19 protein-coding genes and 1 pseudogene are annotated in these 26,135 nt (G+C 42.5%); 18 read left to right on the forward strand and 2 right to left on the reverse strand.

Features of this window, described 5'->3' with window-relative positions; translation table 11 throughout:
- Nucleotides 1–74 precede the first annotated feature (74 nt).
- From proQ to rmf, 13 genes are all read left to right on the forward strand, one after another.
- Nucleotides 75–704: an RNA chaperone ProQ gene (gene proQ / locus AC4MRV_RS13220; RefSeq protein ID WP_491187801.1), complete on the forward strand. Its 630-nt coding sequence runs from the start codon at nt 75–77 to the stop codon at nt 702–704.
- A gap of 17 nt (nt 705–721) precedes the next feature.
- Nucleotides 722–2,719, forward strand: coding sequence for a carboxy terminal-processing peptidase (prc, locus tag AC4MRV_RS13225; RefSeq protein WP_491187802.1), 1,998 nt, complete (start codon nt 722–724; stop codon nt 2,717–2,719).
- A 134-nt stretch (nt 2,720–2,853) separates the two neighbouring features.
- A complete protein-coding gene (locus AC4MRV_RS13230) occupies nt 2,854–3,516 on the forward strand; it encodes a hypothetical protein (protein ID WP_491187803.1) in 663 nt (220 codons plus the stop codon).
- A gap of 230 nt (nt 3,517–3,746) precedes the next feature.
- Nucleotides 3,747–6,353: an aminopeptidase N gene (gene pepN, locus AC4MRV_RS13235; RefSeq protein ID WP_491187804.1), complete on the forward strand. Its 2,607-nt coding sequence runs from the start codon at nt 3,747–3,749 to the stop codon at nt 6,351–6,353.
- A gap of 90 nt (nt 6,354–6,443) precedes the next feature.
- On the forward strand, nt 6,444–6,662 hold the full coding sequence (locus tag AC4MRV_RS13240; RefSeq protein ID WP_491187805.1) for a DUF2835 domain-containing protein: 219 nt from the start codon (nt 6,444–6,446) through the stop codon (nt 6,660–6,662).
- Nucleotides 6,663–6,850: 188 nt separating this feature from the next.
- Nucleotides 6,851–11,692: an NAD-glutamate dehydrogenase gene (locus AC4MRV_RS13245; protein ID WP_491187806.1), complete on the forward strand. Its 4,842-nt coding sequence runs from the start codon at nt 6,851–6,853 to the stop codon at nt 11,690–11,692.
- 87 nt (nt 11,693–11,779) lie between these two features.
- Nucleotides 11,780–12,790 carry a quinone-dependent dihydroorotate dehydrogenase gene (gene pyrD / locus AC4MRV_RS13250; RefSeq protein ID WP_491187807.1) on the forward strand — a complete coding sequence of 337 codons (1,011 nt, stop codon included), beginning with the start codon at nt 11,780–11,782 and terminating at the stop codon, nt 12,788–12,790.
- A gap of 193 nt (nt 12,791–12,983) precedes the next feature.
- Entirely contained in the window at nt 12,984–13,529 is a 546-nt protein-coding gene (locus AC4MRV_RS13255) for a cell division protein ZapC (protein ID WP_491187808.1), read from the forward strand.
- A gap of 468 nt (nt 13,530–13,997) precedes the next feature.
- Nucleotides 13,998–16,121: a bifunctional 23S rRNA (guanine(2069)-N(7))-methyltransferase RlmK/23S rRNA (guanine(2445)-N(2))-methyltransferase RlmL gene (gene rlmKL / locus AC4MRV_RS13260; RefSeq protein ID WP_491187809.1), complete on the forward strand. Its 2,124-nt coding sequence runs from the start codon at nt 13,998–14,000 to the stop codon at nt 16,119–16,121.
- 9 nt (nt 16,122–16,130) lie between these two features.
- Nucleotides 16,131–16,373: a glutaredoxin family protein gene (locus tag AC4MRV_RS13265; RefSeq protein ID WP_491187810.1), complete on the forward strand. Its 243-nt coding sequence runs from the start codon at nt 16,131–16,133 to the stop codon at nt 16,371–16,373.
- Nucleotides 16,351–18,267 carry an ABC transporter ATP-binding protein gene (locus AC4MRV_RS13270; protein ID WP_491187811.1) on the forward strand — a complete coding sequence of 639 codons (1,917 nt, stop codon included), beginning with the start codon at nt 16,351–16,353 and terminating at the stop codon, nt 18,265–18,267. The genes AC4MRV_RS13265 and AC4MRV_RS13270 overlap by 23 nt, the downstream gene beginning before the upstream one ends.
- A 6-nt stretch (nt 18,268–18,273) precedes the next feature.
- Nucleotides 18,274–19,872 (forward strand): DUF3466 family protein, encoded by a 1,599-nt coding sequence (locus AC4MRV_RS13275; RefSeq protein ID WP_491187812.1) that lies wholly within the window; start codon nt 18,274–18,276, stop codon nt 19,870–19,872.
- A gap of 165 nt (nt 19,873–20,037) precedes the next feature.
- Nucleotides 20,038–20,211, forward strand: coding sequence for a ribosome modulation factor (rmf, locus tag AC4MRV_RS13280; RefSeq protein WP_008078149.1), 174 nt, complete (start codon nt 20,038–20,040; stop codon nt 20,209–20,211).
- A 160-nt stretch (nt 20,212–20,371) separates the two neighbouring features.
- On the opposite strand, the gene fabA is transcribed toward rmf, so the two are convergent.
- Both fabA and AC4MRV_RS13290 read right to left on the reverse strand, forming a co-directional pair.
- Entirely contained in the window at nt 20,372–20,890 is a 519-nt protein-coding gene (gene fabA, locus AC4MRV_RS13285) for a bifunctional 3-hydroxydecanoyl-ACP dehydratase/trans-2-decenoyl-ACP isomerase (protein WP_038141483.1), read from the reverse strand.
- 91 nt (nt 20,891–20,981) lie between these two features.
- A complete protein-coding gene (locus tag AC4MRV_RS13290) occupies nt 20,982–22,628 on the reverse strand; it encodes an AAA family ATPase (protein WP_491187813.1) in 1,647 nt (548 codons plus the stop codon).
- A 172-nt stretch (nt 22,629–22,800) separates the two neighbouring features.
- On the opposite strand from AC4MRV_RS13290, the gene matP reads away from it, so the two are divergent.
- The 5 genes and pseudogenes from matP to AC4MRV_RS13315 all read left to right on the forward strand — a co-directional run bounded on the left by matP (nt 22,801) and on the right by AC4MRV_RS13315 (nt 26,113).
- On the forward strand, nt 22,801–23,247 hold the full coding sequence (gene matP / locus AC4MRV_RS13295; RefSeq protein ID WP_491187814.1) for a macrodomain Ter protein MatP: 447 nt from the start codon (nt 22,801–22,803) through the stop codon (nt 23,245–23,247).
- A gap of 9 nt (nt 23,248–23,256) precedes the next feature.
- Nucleotides 23,257–23,568 (forward strand): DUF3634 family protein, encoded by a 312-nt coding sequence (locus tag AC4MRV_RS13300; protein ID WP_491187815.1) that lies wholly within the window; start codon nt 23,257–23,259, stop codon nt 23,566–23,568.
- Between the two features lie 101 nt (nt 23,569–23,669).
- Nucleotides 23,670–23,984, forward strand: coding sequence for a hypothetical protein (locus tag AC4MRV_RS13305; protein ID WP_491187816.1), 315 nt, complete (start codon nt 23,670–23,672; stop codon nt 23,982–23,984).
- A gap of 58 nt (nt 23,985–24,042) precedes the next feature.
- The gene (locus tag AC4MRV_RS13310; protein WP_491187817.1) at nt 24,043–25,263 is read left to right on the forward strand and encodes an HDOD domain-containing protein; all 1,221 of its coding nucleotides are present in this window, start codon (nt 24,043–24,045) and stop codon (nt 25,261–25,263) included.
- A gap of 508 nt (nt 25,264–25,771) precedes the next feature.
- A pseudogene (locus AC4MRV_RS13315) lies at nt 25,772–26,113 on the forward strand (DUF3693 domain-containing protein).
- Nucleotides 26,114–26,135: the final 22 nt, after the last annotated feature.

Consider the following 26,135-nt stretch of genomic DNA (forward strand, 5'->3'; position numbering starts at 1 on the left):
CCTTGCAGGTCACTATAATACCTGAAATATTTATCTTAATGCTCGCGGACAGTCCGCAATAACCAGGAACCCACATGGAAAACACTGAAAAGTTAAAAAACAGCAAAGAAGTTATCGCATATATTGCTGAATGTTTCCCTAAATGCTTTACTTTAGAAGGTGAAGCGAAGCCACTTAAAATTGGTATTTTTCAAGATCTTGCGGAACGTCTAAGTGATGATCCAAAAGTAAGCAAAACACAACTTCGTGCAGCGTTAAGACAGTACACTTCATCATGGCGTTACCTACACGGTGTTAAACCTGGTGCAGTACGTGTTGATTTAGATGGTAACCCAGCGGGTGAACTGGAAGAAGAACACGTAGAACATGCGAAAACAGCGTTAGCTGAAAGCAAAGCGAAAGTACAAGCTCGTCGTAAAGAGCAAGCTCAGAAAGCGCGCGAAGAAGGTAAAGCGAAAGCTAAGCCAGCTGCGAAGAAGCCTCAAGGCCGTCGCCCACAACAAAACAAACCGCAACAAGCCAAGAAGCCAGTGGAAACACGTGCACTGACAGCTGACGAAGTAAAAGTTGGCAATGCAGTAAACGTGAACATGGGCAAAGGAAATATGGCTGCGACTATCGTTGAAATCAATAAGGAAGATGTGCGTGTTCAACTGTCTAACGGCCTGCAAATGGTTGTGAAAGCGGAGCACCTACGCGCATAAAGGAGATACTCCTACGCATGAAATGCCGTTCAAAATTGTCGCTGATTGCTGCTAGCCTATGGCTAGCAGCGTCTTCAGCCTATGCTCTTGAAGCAAATATCGGTCTAGAAGACTTACCTACGCTAGCACCGGAAGCTCAGCACGCGACAGCAAGTAAACGTGTCACATCTCGCTTTACTCGCTCCCACTATAAACACTTCACACTAAATGATCAGTTCTCAAAAGCGATTTTCGAACGCTACATTGGGATGCTTGATTATAACCGTAATGTTTTCACTCAATCTGACATTGATCAGATGGAAAAGTCAGCATTTGGGATTGATGATCAACTGAAATCTGGCGAGAATCAGATCGCATTTGATGCCTACAATTTATCAATGAAACGACGTTACGAGCGTTTTCAATATGCGCTAGCGCTTCTTGATAAAGAAATGACTTTTGATACCGATGAGAGTATAGAGCTTGATCGTAGTGAAGCTGCATGGCCTAAAGATACTGCAGAGTTAGACGAACTTTGGCGCAAGCGCGTTAAGTATGATGCGTTAAACCTGAAGCTGACAGGAAAAGATTGGAGTGAGATCAAAGAGGTACTTGGCAAACGCTATAACAATGCTCTTAAGCGTTTAAGTCAAACTCACAATGAAGATGCATTCCAGCTTTACATGAATGCATTTGCTCGCGAAGTCGATCCTCATACAAGTTACCTTTCTCCTCGTAGTGCAGACCAGTTCCAAACAGAGATGAACCTATCTCTAGAAGGGATTGGTGCCGTTCTTCAGATGACAGATGATTACACGGTGATTCGTTCTTTGGTTGCTGGTGGCCCTGCTTCTAAAAGTAAGCAGCTAGCTGAAGGTGATCGTATTATTGGTGTTGGGCAAGATGGCGAAGATGTGGTTGATGTTATCGGCTGGCGTCTTGATGATGTTGTTCAGTTAATCAAAGGGCCGAAAGGTACCAAGGTTAACCTGCAAATCTTACCTGAAGGCAAAGATACTAAAGCAGAAGTGGTCACCATAGTGCGTGATAAAATTCGCTTAGAAGATCGTGCAGTAAAAGCGGAAGTCATCGAAAAAGATGGTAAAAAGATTGGTGTTTTGGAAGTTCCTAGTTTCTATGTAGGTCTAGCCAAAGATACCGACAAGCTTATTGCTGATTTGAAAGAGAAAGGTGTCGACGGTATTGTAGTTGATTTACGCAATAACGGTGGTGGCGCACTAACTGAAGCGACGGCTTTGTCTGGTTTATTCATAACCAGTGGCCCAGTTGTTCAGGTTAGAGATAGCTACGGCAGAGTTAATGTAAATAGCGATACGGATGGAAAGATCAGCTATGACGGTCCGTTAACTGTTTTAGTTAACCGCTACAGTGCATCAGCTTCAGAAATTTTTGCTGCGGCGTTGCAAGATTACGGACGAGCGATAGTGCTGGGTGAGAACTCTTTTGGTAAGGGGACTGTTCAACAGCATCGTTCTCTAAACCATATCTATGATTTGTTCGATAAAGAACTAGGCTACGTTCAGTATACGATTCAAAAGTTTTACCGAATTGACGGTGGCAGTACGCAGAATAAAGGTGTTGCTCCCGATATAGCGTTCCCGACTGCGGTTGATCCAAGTGAAACCGGGGAGAGTGTAGAAGACAACGCACTGCCTTGGGATAGTATCGATAAAGCAAAATATGATGTATTACGCCGTAACGAAGCGTTAATAGGTAAATTGACGGCTAAACACCAAGCTCGTATTGCTAAAGATCTGGAGTTTCGTTTTATCGCTGAAGATATTGAAAAATACAAGGCAGAAAAAGACGATAACACGCTTTCACTGAACGAAAAAACTCGTAAAGCTGAAAGTGAAAAGGCAGATCAAGAGCGTCTGGCTCGTATCAATCAGCGTCAAAAAGCGAATGGAGAAGTGGAATTTAAGTCGTTAGACGATATTCCTAAAGATTACGAAGCTCCAGACGCCTACTTAGATGAGTCGGTAGCGATTACAGTTGATATGATTAAGTCATAAAATCAATAAGCTAAGAAAGCGAACCTAACTGGTTCGCTTTTTTTATGCCAATAATTAATGTGATTTAGATCAATTTTTTTAGCTAAATAGTTTTAGCGTGCCTAAGCTTAAAGAAAAAGAGTGAGGGGTGCGTTATGAAATGGATTGGATTATTTTGTCTGTTCTTCAGTATTTCGGTCTCTGCGAGTCAGACTAAAGACAATGCAGATTTGACTCAATTTGATCAGCCATTCCTATTAGGTGATTGGTACTTAATTAATCCTAACCCAGAGAGTTCTCAAGAAAACTTTTTGGCGATTAAGCTAACCCTGAATTCAAACTATAGTTTTGTCATCGATATCCAAAAGAAAGACTACTCTGTTGATCATTGGGAGGGGCTTTATAATGCCAACGACGATACTATTATTTTGGGTTTGAATACTTCAGAGCCCCAGGTTTATCAGTACTCGGCTAATCACAACCTTCTTAACCTAAATGGCGTTACCTTTACCAAGGCTCTCTCCAACTCTTTAGCTGGTATGTGGTCAAGTGCCCACCTTGCTGGCGACGATCTTCTGGCGAGTGATGTACACCACATGGATTTGGTGTTACAGCCCGATTTCGTGTTTACTTTCCGTGTTGCTAATGAAGAAGGGCAAGAATCAATCCACCAAGGTGTTTACTATACTGAGGGTGATCAGTTAGTACTGTTATATGAGGATGGTGAGCATGATACTCGCTACACATTGAATAGAGATGTTCTCACCTTAGAAGGCGAGGAAGGTGGCATGTATGCCGTTCTCAATAGAATACGTTGAATTACAGTTATATGACAGTCAGTTAATATGAACTCTGACGGTTTTATAGCCATATAGTTTGATTTACGTTTCAACAATAGGCAAAAAACGAGGTATTTGACGATAATACCTCGTTTTTTTTCATCTAGAGTTGTAAGCTAATCGCCACTTTGCGGATGAGAATCTTTTATCATTCGCCACGCTCATAGAATGTGAGTGTCTTCATTTGTATTAGTCAGAAGGATTTCGACATGGCTCAGACTCCACAAGCCAAGTATCGTAAAGATTATTTATCACCGTCACACACCATTACTGATTTGGATTTGACGTTTGATTTGCATGATAAAGAAACAGTGGTGACCGCTGTTTCTCAGGTTAAACAACTAAGAGACGAAACCTCACTTCGCCTAGATGGTGACAGCCTTAAGTTGGTCAACGTTTCTGTAAATGGCGAAACGTGGTCAAATTACCAAGAACTAGAAGGCGTACTTGAACTCAACGCGCTACCGCCTGAATTTGAGTTGGTTATCGTAACGGAAATCGATCCTGAAGCTAACACTGCTCTGGAAGGTTTGTACAAATCCGGCGGTGCTTTTTGTACTCAATGTGAAGCGGAAGGTTTCCGTCGAATCACTTACTACCTAGATCGTCCAGATGTGTTGGCAAAATATACGACCAAGGTGATCGCTGACAAAGCGGAATACCCATACTTGCTAAGTAACGGTAACCGTATTGCTGAAGGTGATCTAGAAGGCGGTCGTCACTGGGTTCAATGGCAAGATCCGCATCCTAAGCCAGCGTATCTTTTTGCTCTAGTAGCGGGTGATTTTGATGTATTACGTGACAACTATGTAACCAAGTCAGGTCGCAATGTAGAGCTAGAAATCTTCGTTGACAAAGGCAACCTTGATCGCGCTCCACACGCAATGACGTCTCTTATTAACTCGATGAAGTGGGACGAAGAGCGTTTTGGCTTAGAGTACGACTTAGACATCTACATGATTGTAGCGGTTGATTTCTTTAACATGGGCGCAATGGAGAATAAAGGTCTAAACATCTTTAACTCTAAATACGTTTTGGCCAACGAAAAGACAGCGACGGATTCTGACTACCTAGGTATTGAAGCGGTAATTGGCCACGAGTATTTCCATAACTGGACTGGTAACCGAGTAACATGTCGTGATTGGTTCCAACTTAGCTTGAAAGAAGGCTTAACCGTTTTCCGCGACCAAGAGTTTTCATCTGATCTAGGCTCTCGTGCAGTAAATCGAATTAACAATGTGCGTATCATTCGTGGTCCTCAGTTTGCTGAAGATGCTAGCCCAATGTCTCATCCGATTCGTCCAGAGAAAGTGATTGAGATGAACAACTTTTACACCTTAACGGTTTACGAAAAGGGCAGTGAAGTTATTCGCATGATGCATACTTTATTGGGTGAGGAAGGTTTCCAAGCGGGAATGAAACTTTACTTTGAGCGTCACGATGGCACTGCTGCGACCTGTGAAGACTTTGTTGCTGCGATGGAAGATGCTTCTGGTGTTGACCTGAAACAGTTCCGCTTATGGTACAGCCAGTCGGGTACGCCAACTGTTTCTGTTGAAAGTGCTTACGACGCAGAGCAGCAGACATACGCGCTGACAATTTCTCAAACGACAGAACCTACTCACGAACAAAAAGAGAAGCAAGCGTTACATATTCCGTTTGATGTAGAGTTGTACACTGCAAACGGTGATGTGGTTGAGTTACGTTGTAACGGAGAAAAAGTCCAAAACGTATTGGACGTGACGGAAGCGACGCAAACATTTGTGTTTGAAAATGTCACAGAGAAGCCTGTCCCATCACTATTGCGTGAGTTCTCTGCTCCTGTAGTTTTAGAGTACGAATACAGTGATGAAGAACTTATGTTCTTGATGGTCCATGCGCGCAATGAATTTGCACGTTGGGATGCTGGACAGATGTTACTTGCTAAGTATGTTCGTAGTAATGTGGAAAACGTGCAAAATGGTGGAGAAGTTACGCTACCAGAATCACTGATCGATGCCTTCCGCGGTGTATTGTTGTCAGATAAGCTTGAGCCTGCATTTATTGCTGAAATGATCTCGGTACCTAATCATAACGAAGTGTCGGGTTGGTACAAAACTGTTGATGTTGATGCAGTTGCGAAGGTGCTTAAAGCGATCAAAGTAACACTTGCTGTCGAGCTTGAAGATGAACTATCAGCGCTATACCACAGCTTGAATCAGGCAGAGTACTCAGTTGATCACCCTGCAATTGGTAAACGCTCTCTTCGCAATACGGCTCTAGCTTACCTAGCATATACCGAGCAGGGTAATGAGCTTGTAAGTAAGCAGTATTTTGAAGCAAACAACATGACAGACACTGTAGCTGCAATGTCTGCTGCAAACAGTGCGCAATTAGCATGTCGTGAGACACTTATGGCTGATTACAGCGATAAGTGGAAGCACGATGGTCTTGTCATGGATAAATGGTTTGCACTCCAGGGTTGTAACCCAGCTGAGAATGTCCTGGATGTGATCAAAGAGACGATGAGTCACGAAGCGTTTAGTTTGAAAAACCCTAACCGTACTCGCAGCTTAATTGGTTCATTCCTAAACATGAACCCAGTTCGTTTCCACGCTAAATCAGGTGAAGGTTATAAGTTTGCTGGTGAGATCCTAAAAGAGATGAACAGCAGCAACCCGCAAGTGGCTTCTCGTCTAATTGACCCGTTACTTAAGTTCCGTAAATACGATGAAGAGCGCCAAGCCCTAATCAAAGTGGAACTTGAAGCACTTAAATCAATGGACAATCTAGCTAAAGATTTATTTGAGAAAGTAACAAAAGCGCTTGAATCTTAATCATTCGGCTAAAACAGTAGCACAAATGTGTGCTACTGTTTATTTATACAGTGTTTTTAAGTCTGTATTAAAAATGCTACTTTATTGACCATGAACTACTACTATTTCTCTCTCAACATTTCTTATCAAACTTTTCTTTCCCACTACAATGGTGCTGCAAGTAGTATTTTAGTGGTGACAGACAATGGCTTACGTTTACAATTACCAGCAACTAGGTTCAGGCCTTTTCTTAATCAAATCGGCGTTAAAGGGCGCTTTCGTTTAACAACTGACCAAAATAATAAGTTTCTCAAGTTGGAAGTTCTGTGAGCGACTGATTTTATAGTGGTTTAAATGAACCTTAATCACATTCTCAAACATTTCACCTCTTACCACTCCTAAAAGAATTAACTATTTATCAATAAAGCTTTTACAATAAAGCGGCATTACCCGTGTTAAGCACTATGCTTACAACATCCCTACAAAAACATACAATTCTATAATAGTGGAGTGTGATTATGACCGCGCGTGAAACACTGATGCCGGTTCTGCTTGAAAAAGTCTACCAACTAATTCAAGACAAACTCGAGCTTGCTCATCAACCTTTAGTCACTCAACTTGCTCAACATTTATTTAGCAATATTTCACAGGACGATTTAGTCGAACGTAATGAATCTGACCTTTACGGTGCAGTGGTAAGCCTTTGGCACCACATCAGCGAAAAGAGTGCAGAAGATGTTTCGGTTCGCGTCTTTAACCCAACCGTTAGCCGTCAGGGCTGGCAGTCGACACACACTATTGTTGAAATCGTCGTCCAAGACAGTCCTTTCTTGGTTGATTCGATTAAAATGGCACTCAGTCGTCTCGACTTAGCTTCTCACCTGATGTTACATGGTCCCACTCAAGTTGCGCGAAATGACAAAGGTGAGATTACGGGCATTAATGAAGGTGAAGGAGTACTTCAATCACTTTTCCACATTGAAGTCGACCGCCTAAGTGACAAAGAAGCGATGACTTCTTTAAAAGCGGAGCTACTCAGTATTTTGAAAGATACAGGCCTTGTTGTTCAAGACTGGTTACTGATGGTTGAAAAACTTGAAGAAGTAACGAATCAGGTTGAAGCGCAGCAAGATACAGTGAAAGTCGAGCGCGATCGTTATGATGAAACGATCAACTTCTTACGTTGGCTAGGTCGTCATAATTTCACTTTCATGGGTTACAAGGAATATGATCTTGTGTCTGTGGATGGTGATACTGAACTACGTCCAACACCGGATAAAGGGCTGGGTTTATTTGCCAATCGTGATCGTGTGCGAAGCGTTAAGTTATCTGACTTCCCTGACTCAGCAAGACTTGAAGCGAAGAAGCCATTCTTACTCATCTTGACCAAAGGCAACACACCTTCACGTATCCATAGACCTGCTTATACCGATTACATTGGTATCAAGAAGTTTGATAAAAATGGAAAAGTCATTGGTGAGCACCGTTTTACTGGTCTTTACACCTCAGCCGTATACAACCAAAGCGTTGAGAGCATTCCGCTAATTCAAGAAAAGGTCGAACGTATTCTTGAAGCAAGTAGCTACCGTGAAGGATCGTATTCATACAAAGCACTGCATAACATTTTAGAAAACTACCCACGTGATGAACTTCTTCAAGCAAAAGAAGAAGAGCTACTAGAGGTGGGAATGGGTGTTGTGCAGATGCAAGACCGCGATATGTTGCGTCTGTTTGTTCGTAAAGACCCGTTTGGTCGCTTCTTTAGTTGTATGGTTTACGTAACAAAAGATCGTTACAACACTGAGTTACGCCGTACAACCCAACGTATTTTAAAGCAGTATTTTGGCTGTGATAAAGAAGTAGAATTCACGACTTTCTTCTCTGAAAGCCCATTAGCTAGAACGCATTATATCGTGCGTGTTGACAATAATAATTCAGATATTAACGTTAAAACGATTGAGCAAAACTTAATGGAAGCATCTTCAACTTGGGATGATCGTCTCTCTGGTGCGATCGTAGCAAACTTCGGTGAAAGCAAAGGCTTGCCGTTGTCGAAAGAGTACAACCGAGCTTTCCCTCGTTCATACAAAGAAGATGTCATGCCTGGATCTGCAGTCGCTGATATTGAACGATTAGAAGCGCTAAGCGACGACCATAAACTGGGGATGTTGTTCTACCGTCCTCAAGAGCTAGGCGCTGATTCAAAAGCGGTACGTTTGAAGCTCTATCATCGTGATGAGCCAATTCACCTTTCTGACGTCATGCCTATGCTGGAAAACTTAGGTCTACGTGTGATTGGTGAGTCACCTTATGAAGTACGCAAAGCCAACGGCCAAGTGTATTGGATCCTTGATTTCTCGATGCTACATAAGAGTGAGAAAACGGTAGATCTTCGTGAAGCAAGAGATCGTTTCCAACAAGCATTCGCAGCAATTTGGGCTGGTGATTTGGAAAGTGATGGCTTTAACCGATTGGTTCTTGGCGCATCATTAACAGGTCGCGAGATTTCAATTCTACGTGCATATGCGCGATACATGCGTCAAGTTGGTTTCCCATTCAGTCAACAATATATCGAAGACACACTTAGTCATTATCCTGATTTGGCTAAAGCGCTGGTGGGTCTGTTTGCTAAACGCTTTGATCCTAAGTTCAAAGGTAGCCAGAAGGGCCAAGCTGATCTCGTTAAGAAGATCACTGAACAACTTGATCATGTTGAAAGCTTGGATGATGACCGAATTATTCGTCGTTACGTAGAAATGATCTCTGCAACGCTGCGAACTAACTACTATCAGCTAGACAGTAACAAGCTACCAAAACCGTGGTTGTCACTTAAGATGAAGCCGAGCGAAATCCCTGAGATTCCGCAACCAGTGCCTGCATTTGAAATCTTTGTCTACGCACCGGATATTGAAGGTGTACACCTACGTGGTGGTAAGGTAGCACGTGGAGGTCTGCGTTGGTCAGATCGTCAAGAAGATTTCCGTACAGAAATCCTTGGTCTAGTAAAAGCGCAGCAAGTTAAGAACACGGTAATCGTTCCTGTCGGTGCGAAAGGTGGTTTCGTTTGTAAACGCCAGCACAACTTTAGTGGCCGTGATGAGATCTTCGCTGAAGGTCAACGTTGTTACAAGCGCTTCATTCGGGCGCTACTTGATGTTTCCGATAACATCATTGAGGGGGAAGTTATCCCACCTAAGAGTGTTGTTCGCCATGACGAAGACGATCCGTACTTGGTTGTTGCAGCCGATAAAGGTACGGCAACATTCTCAGATCTAGCAAACTCTGTATCTGAAGAGTACAACTTCTGGCTTGGCGATGCGTTTGCTTCTGGTGGTTCTAATGGCTATGACCACAAAGCAATGGGTATCACCGCGAAAGGTGGCTGGGAGTCTGTGAAGCGTCACTTCCGTGAAATGGGGATTGATTGTCAAACGACCGACTTCACTGCAATTGGGGTTGGTGACATGGCGGGTGACGTATTTGGTAATGGTATGCTTTTGTCTAAGCATATTCGCTTACAAGCAGCTTTCAACCATATGCACATCTTCATTGACCCAAATCCAGACTCTGCGTCAGGTTGGGAGGAGCGTAATCGTTTATTTAATTTGCCTCGTTCAAGTTGGGAAGATTATAACGCTGAGCTGATTTCTCAAGGCGGTGGTATCTTCTCTCGCCGAGCTAAATCTATCTCCCTGACTCCAGAAATTCAGAATATGCTAGGCACAAAGAAAGCGTCACTGGCACCGAATGATCTGATTAAAATGATCCTGAAAATGGAAGTTGATCTTCTTTGGAATGGTGGTATCGGTACATATGTGAAGTCTTCATCTGAAACACATACTGATGTTGGTGACCGCGCTAACGATGTTCTTCGTATTGATGGTCGTGAGCTTCGCGCCAAAGTTGTTGGTGAGGGTGGTAACTTAGGTATGACTCAGTTAGGTCGTGTTGAATACGCCCTGACTGGTGGCCGAGTTAACACCGACTTTGTTGATAACGTGGGTGGTGTGGATTGTTCAGACAATGAGGTCAACATTAAGATCTTCCTAAATGGCTTAGTAGCAAATGGCGATCTTACCGTTAAGCAGCGCAATCAGATCTTAGAATCAATGGAAGATGAAGTAGGTGAGATCGTTCTTGATGACGCTTACTGCCAATCTGAATCCATTTCTGTGACTGAGCAGCAAGGTACATCTTTGGTGAAAGAGCAGATCCGCTTTATTCATACGATGGAAAAAGCAGGTCATTTAGATCGAGCTCTAGAATACATTCCAGATGATGAAACACTTATTGAGCGTGAAAAACAAGGTATGGCGTTGACTCGTCCAGAGTTATCAGTGCTTGTTGCTTACGGCAAGATGGTTCTAAAGGAAGAGTTGGTACACGAAGACATTTCTAACGATGACTTCCATGCGCAGCAACTAACTCAGTACTTCCCAACAGAGTTACGCCGTAACTACTCATCGCAGATGGATAACCACCCACTGCGTGCTGAAATTATTGCTACAGCACTCGCTAACCAAATGGTTAACGAGATGGGTTGTAACTTCGTGACTCGCCTGCAAGAGGAGACAGGTGCACATGTGGTTGATATTGCCAATGCGTATGTTGCTTCTCGCGAGATCTTTGGTTTAGGTAAAGTATTTGAAGAGCTTCGTTCTTTAGATAACCAAGCAACAACTGAAGCTCAATACGACATGATGTTCTATGTTCGTCGTACACTGCGTCGTTTGTCTCGTTGGTTGCTTCGTAATCGTAATGGTCGTCAATGCGTTAAGGCGTTAATTGATCTTTACCAATCAGATGTAGAAGTGATTAAGGCAAATCTCGATGACATGCTAGTGCCTGCAGAGGTTGAAGAACATAACGAAATGGCGAAAGCTTGGATTGACCAGGGGATTACTCCTGAACTTGCTAGCTACGTATCTCGTTTATCAAGTCTGTACTCAGTACTGGATATATCCACAGTGTCTCGTGAAAAGGGCAAATCTATCGAGCAGAGCGCTAAACTGTACTATAACTTAGGCGATCGTTTATCACTGCATTGGTTCTTAAAACAAATCAATACGCAGGCGGTAGACAACCACTGGCAAGCGCTAGCAAGAGCTGCTTTCCGAGAAGATCTCGATTGGCAACAACGCCAACTTACTGGCCAAGTGCTAAGTTGTAGTTGCGCGCCAGAAGATCTTGATGTGATGAAGGCGCTTGATGATTGGATCTCAACCAATGAAACGTCACTGCATCGTTGGGAGAATATTTTGAATGAATTCAAGATTGGTTCAGTGCATGAGTTCGCTAAATTCTCGGTCGCGTTGCGTGAACTTATGCTGCTAAACTTGAATTGTTCAGCAAATGAGTAAACGTTTGCCATAATTAATTGAATTATTCGGTAAAACCCTTAATAATACAGCCCCGTTTACACGGGGCTTTTTTCTTTCGGAGGCACAATGCTTTACCGTCTAGCCAGAGCTGGCTTTTTCCAACTTGATGCCGAAAAGGCACATGATCTAGCAATTCAAAACTTCAAACGTTTCACCGGTACTCCTGTCGATCTTCTTTATCGCCAACAATTACCTCATCGCCCAGTCGAATGTATGGGACTGACTTTCCGTAACCCAGTGGGATTAGCGGCTGGTTTGGATAAAAATGGTGAGTGTATTGAAGCTTTTGACGCAATGGGCTTTGGCTTTGTTGAAGTCGGTACAGTGACACCTCGACCACAATCAGGTAACGATAAGCCGCGTTTGTTCCGTCTAGTTGAAGCGGAAGGCATTATCAACCGTATGGGCTTTAACAACTTAGGCGTTGATAATTTGGTTGAGAATGTTAAAAATTCAAAGTACTCATGTGTACTGGGTATTAACATCGGAAAAAACAAAGATACGCCAATTGAAAAGGGTGCAGAAGATTACTTAATCTGTATGGAAAAGGTCTATGAATACGCGGGCTACATTGCGGTTAATATTTCTTCTCCAAACACGCCAGGACTTCGTTCTCTTCAATATGGTGAAGCGTTAGATGAGCTTCTTGCTGAGTTAAAAGAAAAACAAGCAGAGCTTGAAGAGAAACATGGTAAGTATGTACCGCTTGCTCTAAAGATCGCTCCGGATCTAAGTGATGATGAGATCAAACAGATCTGCGAATCACTATTAAAGAACAAGATTGATGCGGTTATTGCGACTAACACTACTTTAGACAGAACCGTCGTTGAAGGGATGAAGCATGCTAATGAAGCGGGCGGTTTAAGTGGTCGTCCTGTACAGTCTCGTAGTACTGAAGTTGTTCGTCGCTTGCACGAGGAGCTTGGTGAGCAGATCCCAGTTATCGGGGTAGGTGGTGTTGACTCTTATGTAGCTGCGAAAGAGAAGATGATGGCTGGTGCTCAACTAGTACAGGTCTATTCTGGTTTCATTTACCATGGTCCAGGTTTAGTGAAAGACATCGTTAAAAACCTATAAAGACCATATATAAGGTGTTGATTATCGTGACATTGTCACATTAAATAATCACACTCAAAATTGACATATTCGAAGAGGAAATGAGTTTTCATTTCCTCTTTTTTTTATTGGAACAGCGAATAGAATTCAGATTATTGCTTGGAAAGGTAATTAAGCGTTTTACCTACATTCAAACTAAATAGAGATTGGAACGATGCTTAAACCCAGTGACAAATGGACTTGGTACTACGATGACTCAGAAGGGCACCTGATGCTCGACTTGGGTGAAGGTATGCTTTTCAAGACCAATCTTCCTCGCAAACTAATCGTCGATTGTGCGATTGGTATTAATGAATTTTCAGTTGATGATGCATCGGCATATCAAACTTATAAAGAACAAATAGCATTATTGGGGCTATCGGAGCCTCGTCAAGCTGAATTGGCACTCTATTGTGTGGCAGCGAAGCGCTTCCACAAGCCAGTTCAACCCAAGAGCTGGTTCTTTGAATCACTTTCGAATGGTGATTTCGAGCTAGAAGAGGGAGATTTTGTTCAACTAGCCACTTCGACTGGCGAGAGCACTTTTATTGTTTTAGAAGTCGGGGAGTGCGCTAGCTTGTGTGCATCTGTGTCACTTGAAGCGTTCCAGTTGAACGGTATAAAGGCACTATGCTTTGGTCAGGCTATAAAAGTGATGCATGACCGTATGATGCTAATTAACCACCAGTTTCAAGCTCAACCAATTGCAATGGTTGGCTAAATTTTTCGTTCCTTTATAGTTTCCCATCGGCCTTCTGGCCGATTTTTTTTGCTCAAAATCCCTAATCTTCCTTCACAGCCTTAAGCGAAACCAGTGTTCTAATGTGAGAATAGTTCGGTTTTCACACAATAATTTACTCTTGTTTCCCCTCTAATTAATGCCTTCCCACACCTGAAAGACACTTAAATTCCCCATTTTACCCTTGTTTGGTAACTAAATTACATAATAACGCATCTCTGGTATATACCAATTTGAGTGTAAATAAGTATTCACTTTCCTTGCTGGCCAATAAAGTCGGTAATAACGGTTTGGTTTGTTGAATGCTCTGTAAGCCACTAACAGAATGGATATTTGGCTAATAAACCGACAGACGGTTCGTTAAATGGTTAATAACTCTATTTGGATTAACGATGTTGTTGCGTTGTCAGGTATAATGAGGGGTCATTTTCAACAGAATAAAAGTTCACTATGCATCAATATCTTGCGGTTACATCCAATGGTTTGGAGAACCTGTTAGTAGAAGAGTTAACAAAGCTAGGGATAAACGACGCGAAACCTGTTCAAGCAGGCGTTCGTTTTAAAGCATCTAATGAGCAGATTTATCGCTGCTGTCTCTGGAGTCGTTTGGCATCACGCTTTGTTCGCGTTCTATCTGAGTTCACATGTAACGACGATATGGATCTGTATCTTGCGACTTCTTCGGTTAACTGGGTTAATCATTTCCATAGTTCGAAGAAGTTTGTTGTCGATTTTAATGGTACTAACCGAGAAATTCGCAATAGCCAATACGGCGCAATGAAAGTAAAAGATGCTGTAGTGGACTGTTATGAGAAGAAGAACCTTCCAAGACCGTCGATCAGTAAGGATCGTGCAGATCTTCGAATTCATGTTCGCCTACATAAAGACAAAGCTCTATTAGGTATTGATATGGTTGGTGGCGGTCTTCACCAGCGCGGTTACCGCCCAGAGTCTGGTCGAGCTCCACTACGTGAGACACTTGCTGCTGCCATTATTCTCCGTAGTGGGTGGGATGAAACTAAGTCGATGCTAGACCCTATGTGTGGTTCCGGTACTTTGCTGATTGAAGCGGCTATGATGGCTGCAAATATGGCACCTGGCGTTAACCGCAAAAAGTGGGGCTTTGAATCGTTAGAAGATTTTGAACCTGAGTTGTGGGCAGAAATTAAATCTGAAGCATCAGTACAAGCTCGCAGAGGTGTCAAAAAAGTTGACGCTAAGTTTTATGGCTTCGATAACGATGCTCGCGTAATTAAAACAGCAAAAGATAACGCGCGTCGCGCAGGTGTAGAGTCACTGATTGAGTTCAATGAAGGTGATGCTGCTAAAGTTACTCGTCCTGCTGGGTTTGAGCAGGGAGTGATCGTCTCTAACCCTCCTTATGGTGAGCGTCTTGGTACTCACCCTGGTTTGATCGCTTTATACACTGCCTTCGGTGCTCAATTGAAAGCTCATTTCGGTGGTTGCCAAGCTTCAATCTTCTCGAGTTCTGATGAGTTATTAAGCTGTCTTCGTATGCGAGCGGACAAACAGTTTAAGTTGAATAACGGTGCGTTACCTTGTCACCAAAAAAATTATTCAATTTCTGAACGCCCAGTCGAGGCTAAAGGTGACAATGTCACTGAATCTATTGTTGCGCCTGACTTTTCAAATCGCCTGAAGAAGAATATAGGTAAGATCGGCAAATGGGCGCGTAAAGAGAAACTTGATTGTTATCGTATTTATGATGCGGACTTGCCAGAATACAACGTGGCGATTGATGTTTACCTCGATCACCTTGTTATTCAAGAATACGCAGCGCCGAAAAACATCCCTGAAGAGAAAGCGAAGCGTCGATTAACAGACATCATTCGCGCAGCTATTCAAGTGACAGGTACAGATGCAAATAAAGTGGTACTAAAAGTCCGTGAAAAGCAAAAGGGTCGTTCTCAGTACCAGAAACTATCTCAAGAGTCTGAAACCATGCAGGTTAACGAATATGGCGTAAATCTGTTGGTCAATCTTCATGATTACCTAGACACTGGTCTTTTCCTAGATCATAAGATTACCCGTCGCAAGCTTGGAGAAATGGCACAAGGGAAAGATTTCCTAAACCTCTTTGCTTACACAGGTTCGGGTACTGTCCATGCAGCTTGCGGTGGTGCTAAATCAACGACGACTGTTGATATGTCTAAGACTTACCTTGAGTGGGCGAAAGACAACATGAAACTTAACGGTCAAATCGGTCGTCAGCATCGCTACGAGCAAGCAGACTGCTTACAGTGGTTAGAGAACTGTTCAGAACAGTTTGATCTTATTTTTATTGATCCACCGACTTTCTCTAACTCTAAGCGAATGGAGCAGTCATTTGATGTCCAACGAGATCATATCCAGCTGATGAAGAACCTTAAACGCCTTCTACGAGCTGGTGGAACTATTGTATTCTCAAACAACAAGCGTCATTTCAAAATGGATATGGAAGGGCTACAAGAGTTAGGCTTAGAGGCGAAGAATATTTCTAATCAAACGCTTCCTCTTGATTTTTCGCGCAATAAACACATTCACAACTGTTGGATCTTAACCCACAAGGAATAAGTAGGTTTCGTGATCACTTTATATAGTACAGAAGGGTGCCATCTTTGTGAGATGGCATTTGAATTATGCCAGCAAGCTGGTGTTGCGGACCAAGTCCGAATTGTAGACATTGCTTTCGATGATGAACTGTTTTCTCGTTACGGTGTCACCATACCAGTGCTGAACTTCGAAGGAAGTGAAATCAACTGGCCCTTTGATTTACAAGAATTACAAATTTGGTTAGATAATAATGGCATTACTCACCATCAATAATGGATTGCTGGCATACGGTGATCACCCTTTACTTGATCATGCAGATTTTGCGCTGCAAGAAAATGAACGTGTCTGTTTAGTTGGCCGAAACGGTGCCGGTAAATCGACGTTAATGAAAGTGTTAGCAGGTGAAGTTCTGCTGGATGACGGTAAACTTACTGTTACTCAAGATGTCGTTGTTTCGCGTCTAGAGCAAGATCCACCAAGGAACCAGGAAGGGACAGTTCTCGATTACGTTGCTGGTGGTTTAGCTGAAGTTGGTGAGCAACTTAAGATCTACCAAGATCAGCTAGATCTCATCGCGACAGACCCTTCTGAACAGAACATCAATAAGCTAGCTCGTATCCAAGAGCAACTCGAGCATTCAGGTGCGTGGCGCTTTGAGGACCGTATTAAGAATGTTCTTACTGCACTTAAACTTGATGGACATACAAAGCTAACGGACCTGTCCGGTGGTTGGCAACGTAAGGCTGCACTTGCTCGTGCTTTAGTTTGCGATCCCGATGTGTTACTACTCGATGAGCCAACTAACCACCTAGATGTTACAACAATTGAATGGTTGGAAAATTTTCTCAGAGACTTCCGTGGTTCCATTATCTTCATCTCTCACGACCGCGCATTTATTAAATCAATGGCGACGCGTATCGTTGATCTGGATCGCGGAAAGCTTGCGTCTTTCCCTGGCAACTACGATAACTACCTCATCGAAAAAGAAGAGATGCTTCGTGTAGAAGAGATGCAAAATGCTGAGTTTGATAAAAAGCTTGCTCAAGAAGAAGTTTGGATTAGACAAGGCATTAAAGCTCGCCGTACTCGTAATGAAGGGCGTGTAAGGGCGTTGAAAAAGCTACGTGAAGAACGCTCTAATCGTAGAGACGTGCAAGGTAAAGCAAACATTCAAATTGATGATGCTGCTCGTTCTGGGAAAATTGTCTTTGAAGCGAAAAACATCAACTATGCAATCGAAGGCAAAACCATCGTTAAAGATTTCTCGTTCAATATTATGCGCGGAGATCGTATTGCTCTGATTGGGCCAAACGGTTGTGGTAAGAGTACATTACTTAAGTTACTTCTTGATGAGCTTGAACCTCAAAGCGGTCGTTTGCACTGTGGTACGAAATTAGAAGTCGCTTACTTTGACCAATACCGAGAGGTTCTTGACCCTGAAAAGTCAGTGATAGATAACCTTGCTGATGGGAAACAAGAAGTGATGGTCGGAGGGCGCCAGCGACATGCTCTTAGTTACCTTCAAGACTTTTTATTCGCACCTAAGCGTGCGCGTACACCTGTTAAAGCGCTTTCCGGTGGTGAAAAGAACCGTCTACTTCTAGCGCGTATTTTCCTGCGTTCTAACAATTTGTTGGTGCTTGACGAACCAACCAACGATTTAGATATTGAAACTTTGGAACTTTTAGAAGATTTACTTGCCAATTATCAGGGTACGCTTCTATTAGTTAGCCACGACCGCCAATTTGTCGATAATACGGTGACCACGAGCTGGATCTTTGAAGGTGACGGTATTATCGAGGAGTTTGTTGGTGGTTACCACGACGCTCAGCAGCAAAGAGCCCAAGCGCATATCCAGCGTACGGTTGAAAAACCAACGAAAACGGAAAAACAGCTTGAGGAAACTCCCAAAACTGCATCTGTTAAGAATAAGCCAAAGAAGTTATCTTATAAACTGCAGAGAGAGTTAGAGGCATTACCGGCCAAGCTTGAAGAGTTAGAAGCTGAGATTGAAAGTTTGCAAGAGCAGGTGAACAATCCTGAGTTTTTCTCAAAACCAGTAGAGCAGACACAACCAATTTTAGATAAGCTAACTGCCACCGAGCAGGAGCTTGAAGTTGCTTTTGAGCGCTGGGAAGAGCTCGAAGCAATGCAACAGGAAAGTTAACGTCTAATGAGTAGTAAGATTTTTAAGATTTCAATGGTTGCGGCGACGGTTGCCGCATCATTTAGCGCAAGCGCCGCGATTTATCAGATCCACGCCTATCAGCCAGCTAATGATGGTGAAACGTTTGGTTCTGTCATCCAGAGCTCCTCTAGTGATTGTTGGACTGATATTGATGATCCAACTAATCCTGGTATTAATTGTAATATTGATATTGTTCATGAGGGCGAACATAAAATCGGCTTTGAAGAAAAGCAAAACCCTGAAGGTTTCAATTACCGTAATGAAGCGCCATTCCTACTAGAGAATGGTTACGAGTACCTCGAAGATGGCTACGACGGTTTCCGTAAGTATTGTGATAATTATTTAGGTTACTCGTCGGATCTATGTAAGAAATGGGCGAGCAGACAGTACTCAAGTGGCTATGCTACAGAAGGTTCGTTGAACAACTCTCTAGCTTTTATCGAAGGGACACAAATCCAAAGCGATAAAGACAACGTTGTAATCAATCAAATTATAGATCCTGCAACAGACTCCGCTATCGGTACATATTATGGCGACAGCTTAAAAGAGCGTACACAACCTTTTGCGGATGTGACAGTCGTTGACACCGGTGTTCAAGCTAAGGTGTTCTCTAAGCTGCCAAACCAAGATCTATACGTAGGTAGTGTGTCTTTCGCAACAAGCGAAGCCAATGATTTCCGCTCTCAAGCTGCGATCTGGACAAGTGGTGGCGCGACACAAACTTTAATCGCATCTGGTGGTAGTGTTAGCAGTCGTTCAATTCCTCAAGGTAGCGCGCGTGATGTCGCAGATGTAACCGACGCAGAAACTCCGGGAGTATATGCTGTTGGCTATGATGCGAATAGTGATGAGATTCCTGTTGCTGCCGTGTTTAAAATTAACGGCACTTCAGTATCCAAAACTTATGTCGGCACTTATAACGACGATGAAAAGTACCTCAACTCATTATTAACGTCTGTTAATGATAAAGGGGTGGCAATAGGTACTGTGAAGTACAGAAATCCTATCGATGGCGCATACGCAAATCGACTTTTCTACGTTGGTGACGTAACTAAAAGTTCTCTGGGTGGATCTAGTTTCTCGGGTGATATTTTCTTCGCTAGTGCAAATGGCTTAGCGGGGGCAATTAACAACAATAGTGAAGTAGTTGGCCAAATTGATTTCGAACGTCACCAAGAGTCAAATGGCGGAAAACCGAGATCTAAACGCGCATTTATTTCACCGTTATCGTCTGACGATGCAAAAGCACCTTTGGGCAACAAGTCTTGGTATATCGATGATCTAACTTACGGCATTGCTTCAAACAATGCTTATCGTGTTATTGATGCTACAGATATTAACGATGCTGGTGTCATTGCTGGTACTGCATATTACTGTGCTGGTGGATTTGATTCATCAGCGATTGATGCATCTTGTAGTGCGGGAGCTTCTTTAGTGGCGGTTAAACTAGTACCTGTTAATGGAGCTACGACTGGCGACATCCAATCTCGTCCTCGTGAAACTACTAAAGTAGAACGACAAGGTGCGGGCTTTGGTATTTTTGCTCTGACAGTTCTAGGTCTTCTAGGGTTCCGTAGAAAATAGCTCATTTTTTAATCTAGGGCACAGGTTCACATTTTTGGATCTGTGCCTTTTTTATATCTTGAGAATAGGGCCGTTTTGATCGATTCTTAATTGTGGAGTCATAAAAGCTCCACACTAGTTTAATAGTAGTACGTTAGAAACACTTTCTTGTATGAGGACGACACTATGAAGAGACAAAAGCGTGACCGCATGGAAAGAGCGCAATCTCAAGGTTACAAGGCAGGCCTAAATGGCCGTTCTATGGACGCTTGTCCATACCAGCAGATGGATGCTCGATCCTATTGGCTTGGTGGTTGGCGCGATGCCAGAGAAGATAAACAATCTGGTCTCTACAAATAACGACTCAAATCCACATACAGTATAGGAATAAAGCCCCGAAAGGGGCTTTAACCGTTTTTATCGCCCCGAGAAACTAGTATTACTAAAACATAATGCACTATAACTAAATGTTTTGGGTTAAAAAAAGCGACTCAAATGAGTCGCTTTTTGAAAATCTATATTAAAATGCTGATGTGTCTTGGAAAAGACCAACTTTAAGGTCTTTTGCTACGTAGATTTCTTTACCATCTACAAGCACACGACCATCCGCTAGGCCCATAACCAGTTTACGGTTTACTACGCGCTTCATGTGGATCTCGTAAGTTACTTTTTTCGCAGTAGGTAGGATTTGGCCAGTAAACTTAACTTCGCCAACACCTAAAGCACGGCCTTTACCTTTGCCACCAACCCAACCAAGGAAAAAGCCCACAAGTTGCCACATTGCATCAAGACCTAAACAGCCAGGCATTACCGGGTCACCTGGGAAGTGGCAGTCAAAGAACCAAAGATCAGGAGTGATATCTAATTCCGCTAGGATAAGACCTTTACCAAAATCGCCTTCAGTTTCAGACATCTTAGTGATGCGATCCATCATCAGCATGTTTGGCGCAGGTAGTTGAGGGTAACCAGGACCAAAAAGCTCACCTTGGCTTGATGCTAGAAGATCTTCACGGTTATATGATTCACGTTTGTTTTGCATTATCAATGACTCCAATATTTGATAGCCGCATCTTAGTGAACACGTGTACGCTAAACAACTCCAACCAGTCTGATTCTAATGAATATTTACATTATCTAAACCAGTTTTTGAAGCGTTCCACAATTCCTTGCGGGTGTTCGTGTTTTTCAAAATTTTCAATTCTTTCTGCAATTTTGTTGATGACGCTTTCTTCATTGTCACCACGGAAAGGTTTACCCATGATTAGTGGGATTGCTTCATCCACCGTCGACACCGACCAGATATGAAACTGTCCCTGTTTAATGCTGTCGACAACATCTTGATGCAGAGCCAAGTGTTTGAGGTTAGATTTGGGTAGAATGACACCTTGCTCGCCAGTTAGACCTTGGTGTTTACACACATGGTAAAAGCCCTCAATCTTCTCATTTAAACCACCAACGGCTTGGACACGACCAAACTGATCGACAGCACCAGTCACGGCTATCTGCTGATTAATCGGTATTTCGGATAATGCGCTAACAAAGGTACATAGTTCCGCTAAGGTTGCACTGTCGCCATCAACCTCGCTGTATGATTGTTCAAATACAACTGAAGCTGAGTAGGGTAATGGCTCATCTAACTGTAATGCGCTGCTTACAAACGCCTGCATGATCATCATGCCTTTAGCGTGCAGGTTGCCCCCGAGTTCAGCTTTGCGCTCAACATCCGATATATCACCGTCACCAAAATGAATGACGCACGAGATACGAGCCGGCTCACCATAAGACATTGGGTGCCCTGGAACATCGATTACAGTGAGTCCATTAACTTGGCCAACGCATTCACCTTGAGTCTCAATAATCACTTGGCCGTCGGTAATATCCGCAAGCGCGCGTTCAGGTAAGTAGGATTCACGGTTATACTTACTATTTACAGCATTATCGATATCTTTGGCATCTATGGTTTTATTATCAGACGTTAAAAGCGCCTCCTGCAGCAGTGCAAGGTACCATAAAACCTCAATTGGCATGTAGTCTTGGTCTTCGGTGTAACGAGCACCTGCGATAAGTAGACGGTGTAACGCTTTGAAAGACAGAGTAGGGAGCTTATAGTTTTGAAGAATCCAAGCTAAGAAACCTAGAAGTTTTTCCGCTGTAGATTCGTTAAAGGCAATCTCGTTTTCAATCTCTGTGTACATTGCTAACCCGCCATAGAGTTCATCGTCGAGATACTCTAAATCGGATATCTGATGACGATCTCCAACAATTATCACCTTTACGTCAAAAAACTGGTTTGGCGCTTCAATAGCGATTTTACGCGGATTTGCGTTTACAGGAGAGCAGCTTTGTCCTAACAATACTGCTTTTAGTGCTTGCCAACTGGATGGGTTTGCTAAAATTAACGTTACAGGAATGATTAGGAAGCCACCATCGGCTTTATCTAATAGGCCTTGATTACGGGTAATGATTTTACCTTCTTCATTACATAGATAAGACCCCAGTAGAGATTCTGCTGAGAGTGATTCGGTAACGAAAACCGGATCTTTGGTATTTTCTGCCTCTACTGCTTGTTTAATTAGCTCACGATAGAAGGAATTATCGATTGAGTTAACGATCAATGCCCGTGTAAACCCCTTGATACGAGAAAACGTAGAAAGTGATTGCTGTAATCTTGGCTGAACCTCAAGGAAACTAACAGGTTTTAGCTCGCTAAATTGTTGTAATAGCACATCGAATTGTGAGTACTGAGGCGTTACTGAACACCAGCTTTCTTGATTCATTTAATTGGTTCGTTAATCTCAAAATGGTCTGAATTATATAGAAAAAGCCAATAATGAGATACCGATAATTTTATCTGATGATCTGGATCGCTTTTCGATTACAATGGGGATTGTAACCAAAGGTAGTTAGGGTTACGCTGTCACCTAGAACGTCAATGGAATTTTCTTACTCATGAAATATCAGCAACTTGAAAACTTAGAATGTGGTTGGAAGTGGACCTACTTGATCAACAAATGGAAAGCAGGAGAAACGATTACTCGCCACATTGATTCAAGTGAAGCGGAAGCTGCGGTGAACGAACTTCGTAAGATTGAGCATGAACCAACTCAAGTTTTGGAGTGGATAGAAACGCATATGTCACTTGAGCTTGATAACAAGCTTAAACAAGCGATACGAGCAAAACGAAAAAGACACTTCAACGCCGAGCAAATCCACACTAAAAAGAAATCGATTGATCTTGACTACCGCGTTTGGGAAAAACTGTCATATCGTGCGAATGAGCTAGGGTGTACATTGTCGGATGCAATTGAATACTTGTTGTCTGAAGCGTCACGTAGTGAAAAAGCAAGCAAGACGGTGAGTAGTCTTAAAGAAGACCTTTCTAAATTACTCGACTAAGGAGTATCTATGGTTTACGTCATTCTAGTTGCAGCAATTATTATATTTTGGTTAGTAGCTGTAGACAGGCCTGTGCTGAAGGTAACGTTTTCTGACGGAAAGATTACTCATGAAAAAGGACACTTTCCCCCAACTTTTAAGCACAATGTTGTTGATATTGCTGAACATGCTCCATTTTCAGGCGAACTTAAGGTATATCAACAACGTACAGGCACAAAGCTTGTTTTCTCTAAACAAGTACCTAAGAAGGTGCAACAGCGAATTCGTAACGTCTTTCCTCATCAGGGCTTTAAGAGTAAGGGAGCTAAAAAACGTGGTTAACAAACATGTTAATTACTGAACTTCACCAAACCCATTCGAGTCCTAACTATCCAGTCTAGAATCACTTCCGGCGTCTGCTACAGTGACGTTGGAGGTGGCATATGAAATATATTTCTACGGCGCTATTGTTTATCTTTTCAACACTTTCGTTTGCTCAAGATGATTCAGAGTGGAACGCAGTAGCTAAACAGCTCAAAAAGAAAGCGACAGTAAAGGTTTCTAATCTGAACCTACCTGGTTATTGCAATGTTTTTGTTGAACTTAAACATACAAAGAGGTATGCAATTGTTGTGAAGGTGACTTCGTCAGGCGATTACAAAATTTGCAAGGCTAGCAAAAGCGCAATAAAGAAAGGTGAAAAGTATAAATACCGTACGCCAGAAAAATATTTACGGATACATATTGCAATTGAATAAATAGGCACAGAAAATGTGTGCTAAATTATTAATATGATTATTGAACCGAAATCTCATTTTGTTAGTCACAAATAAAAAATATAACAGTGAAGCACTTGCAATTGCGCAAAAAGTTAATCATCTGACTCGTGAGAGGCATGCCAAGTGGTTAGTTAGCCAAAAGTACATTTTGGATCAGTCTGATGTAGATTCTACGCTCAGTCGTCAAGATGAGTTTTGTGATAGTGTAATTTTAAAGGAAGAGGAGCGTATCACAAACAACCAGCGTCTATTACTTGAGTGTGAAAGTGATCGCGTTCAGGAAAGGCGACAGGCTGCGGAAGACAAACAGAAAATCCTTGGTGATGTTGTGAAGGATGTCTCTAACTATGCCGAGCAGCTTATTACTGAAACCTTAACGAACTTATCTACTATAAAGCTGTTTGGCCGCTTCCCTGACTTTTCGTATTTCATCAGTATTGCTTACTCTGCATCACTCAGCTATAGCAAGCTAACGGTACTTCCTACAAATGACAATCAGTTAAAGAATAACTTACTTACGCTTGTTAACGATCCTAAGTTTTGCGCTCGTTTAGGCAAAATGGCGCGCGGAATTAATGAACCTCAGGTTGCGATTGGTACATTAGGAGTGGACAATTGCAAGCTCTTGATGCCGATCCTTATGGTTAAACCTATATTACGTTGGCATAATCCGCTGACTAAGAGTATCGCGCCGAAGCTTTGGCAGCATATGATCCTAACAGCAAACGTAACGAGGTTACGTCTAGAACAGGCGGGGGTCAAGAATCCGGAGCAGGGTATATTACTAGGTGTACTTAGGACGATGGCGAACTTCTCAATCGTAAACCAGTTTCCTCAGCTGTTTGAAGATGCCCTCATAGAGAAAATGCGTTACTACCGAGAGAACAACATGCGAAGTCAGTATTACGCATGTGCGGAAGTTACTCCCAACCTAAACCTGTTACCAAAGCTACTGGTCAATCTTGAGCCAGTTATCACTCGTAAAGTCATTGAAGAAATAGAGTGGAGTCCACACACCGTGCACCTTAAAAACGCTTTGTTGGATGACTTAGAAGAACGCCCAATACTAGAACGAAGTGAGTTTGGAGCGGCGTTAGCACAGGGACAGACATATTCTATTTTTGATATGCTCGATCGTAGCTCTGCATTTGTAGACAAACACAAACCATTTTGGTTTGCGCATGTACAGATGCCACCAGACGCATTGAATTTACTAAGAGCTAAACAACCAGGTAGCATCGGCTTATCACGCGCATAGCGTCGTTATGCAAACCATTCACACATAATATCACGCACTATAACTAATGTTTTCTTGTTTTAATGAGCTATTAAAGCTAGGTTTAATGAAATTACAGTGTCACAAATTGGTTGAAAACATCTTTCTAAGTTTTATGGACACATGTATAAGCATGATTAGTAGAGAACATGTGGCTCACAGTTAACGTATCTATAGAGCGACTATTAGCTAGAAGCGAGTGACCTTGTAACACTTGATTTTAAGATAAGTTCCATTGTAAACCTTTGAGGGTAAATTCGCGCTCCTACAAGTAGCTAAGTTTACATTTGGTTTGAACAAAATAAACCATGTCTAAAGTACAAGGTTCGCACCCAGAAGATTAAATCTCAGAACCACATTAATGTTTGATGGTATGAATTGTAGATTTAATGACTTTGAGCTCTAAAAGAGTATGACTTTAAAGTCGACGATGGAATCTATTAGACTCGGAGCCTAAACCAAGGTGGAAACTTCATGATCCAGCCGCTGGATGCTAAAGCACATGAATTACATCCAATATAAGCAAGTCGCTTCGGATTTAGGGATTAGCAACCAAATGCTAGCGGACATTCGAAAAGGCTGAGCATTTCTTAAAGAAAATCTGGCACTTATGATTGCTGAGCAGATTGGAGAAGACCAAGAATCGATTTTAATCGGCTTGGCAGCAGATAAAGCGAAGACGCCACAAGAACAGGCGCTTTGGGCAAACATTGCAAAAAAGTTTAACGGGCTGAATTTACGCAGCATATCAATAGCTTGCGTGGGGTTAGCCATGTGGATTGGCAGCCCTAATGAAGCCATAGCTCAGTGCGCATTATGTATATTATGTTAAATTATGTTTGTTATTAATAGAG

This window comes from Vibrio sp. (assembly GCF_984391705.1).

What these genes read in the sequence shown, in the direction of transcription:
- AC4MRV_RS13305 (WP_491187816.1), top strand. Translation starts at nt 23,670, where the DNA reads ATGAAATATATTTCTACGGCGCTATTGTTTATCTTTTCAACACTTTCG.
- pepN (WP_491187804.1), top strand. Translation starts at nt 3,747, where the DNA reads ATGGCTCAGACTCCACAAGCCAAGTATCGTAAAGATTATTTATCACCG.
- AC4MRV_RS13245 (WP_491187806.1), top strand. Translation starts at nt 6,851, where the DNA reads ATGACCGCGCGTGAAACACTGATGCCGGTTCTGCTTGAAAAAGTCTAC.
- AC4MRV_RS13300 (WP_491187815.1), top strand. Translation starts at nt 23,257, where the DNA reads ATGGTTTACGTCATTCTAGTTGCAGCAATTATTATATTTTGGTTAGTA.
- AC4MRV_RS13240 (WP_491187805.1), top strand. Translation starts at nt 6,444, where the DNA reads ATGAACTACTACTATTTCTCTCTCAACATTTCTTATCAAACTTTTCTT.
- AC4MRV_RS13275 (WP_491187812.1), top strand. Translation starts at nt 18,274, where the DNA reads ATGAGTAGTAAGATTTTTAAGATTTCAATGGTTGCGGCGACGGTTGCC.
- pyrD (WP_491187807.1), top strand. Translation starts at nt 11,780, where the DNA reads ATGCTTTACCGTCTAGCCAGAGCTGGCTTTTTCCAACTTGATGCCGAA.
- matP (WP_491187814.1), top strand. Translation starts at nt 22,801, where the DNA reads ATGAAATATCAGCAACTTGAAAACTTAGAATGTGGTTGGAAGTGGACC.
- AC4MRV_RS13290 (WP_491187813.1), bottom strand. Translation starts at nt 22,628, where the DNA reads ATGAATCAAGAAAGCTGGTGTTCAGTAACGCCTCAGTACTCACAATTC.
- rlmKL (WP_491187809.1), top strand. Translation starts at nt 13,998, where the DNA reads ATGCATCAATATCTTGCGGTTACATCCAATGGTTTGGAGAACCTGTTA.
- fabA (WP_038141483.1), bottom strand. Translation starts at nt 20,890, where the DNA reads ATGCAAAACAAACGTGAATCATATAACCGTGAAGATCTTCTAGCATCA.
- AC4MRV_RS13270 (WP_491187811.1), top strand. Translation starts at nt 16,351, where the DNA reads ATGGCATTACTCACCATCAATAATGGATTGCTGGCATACGGTGATCAC.
- prc (WP_491187802.1), top strand. Translation starts at nt 722, where the DNA reads ATGAAATGCCGTTCAAAATTGTCGCTGATTGCTGCTAGCCTATGGCTA.
- AC4MRV_RS13255 (WP_491187808.1), top strand. Translation starts at nt 12,984, where the DNA reads ATGCTTAAACCCAGTGACAAATGGACTTGGTACTACGATGACTCAGAA.
- AC4MRV_RS13230 (WP_491187803.1), top strand. Translation starts at nt 2,854, where the DNA reads ATGAAATGGATTGGATTATTTTGTCTGTTCTTCAGTATTTCGGTCTCT.
- rmf (WP_008078149.1), top strand. Translation starts at nt 20,038, where the DNA reads ATGAAGAGACAAAAGCGTGACCGCATGGAAAGAGCGCAATCTCAAGGT.
- proQ (WP_491187801.1), top strand. Translation starts at nt 75, where the DNA reads ATGGAAAACACTGAAAAGTTAAAAAACAGCAAAGAAGTTATCGCATAT.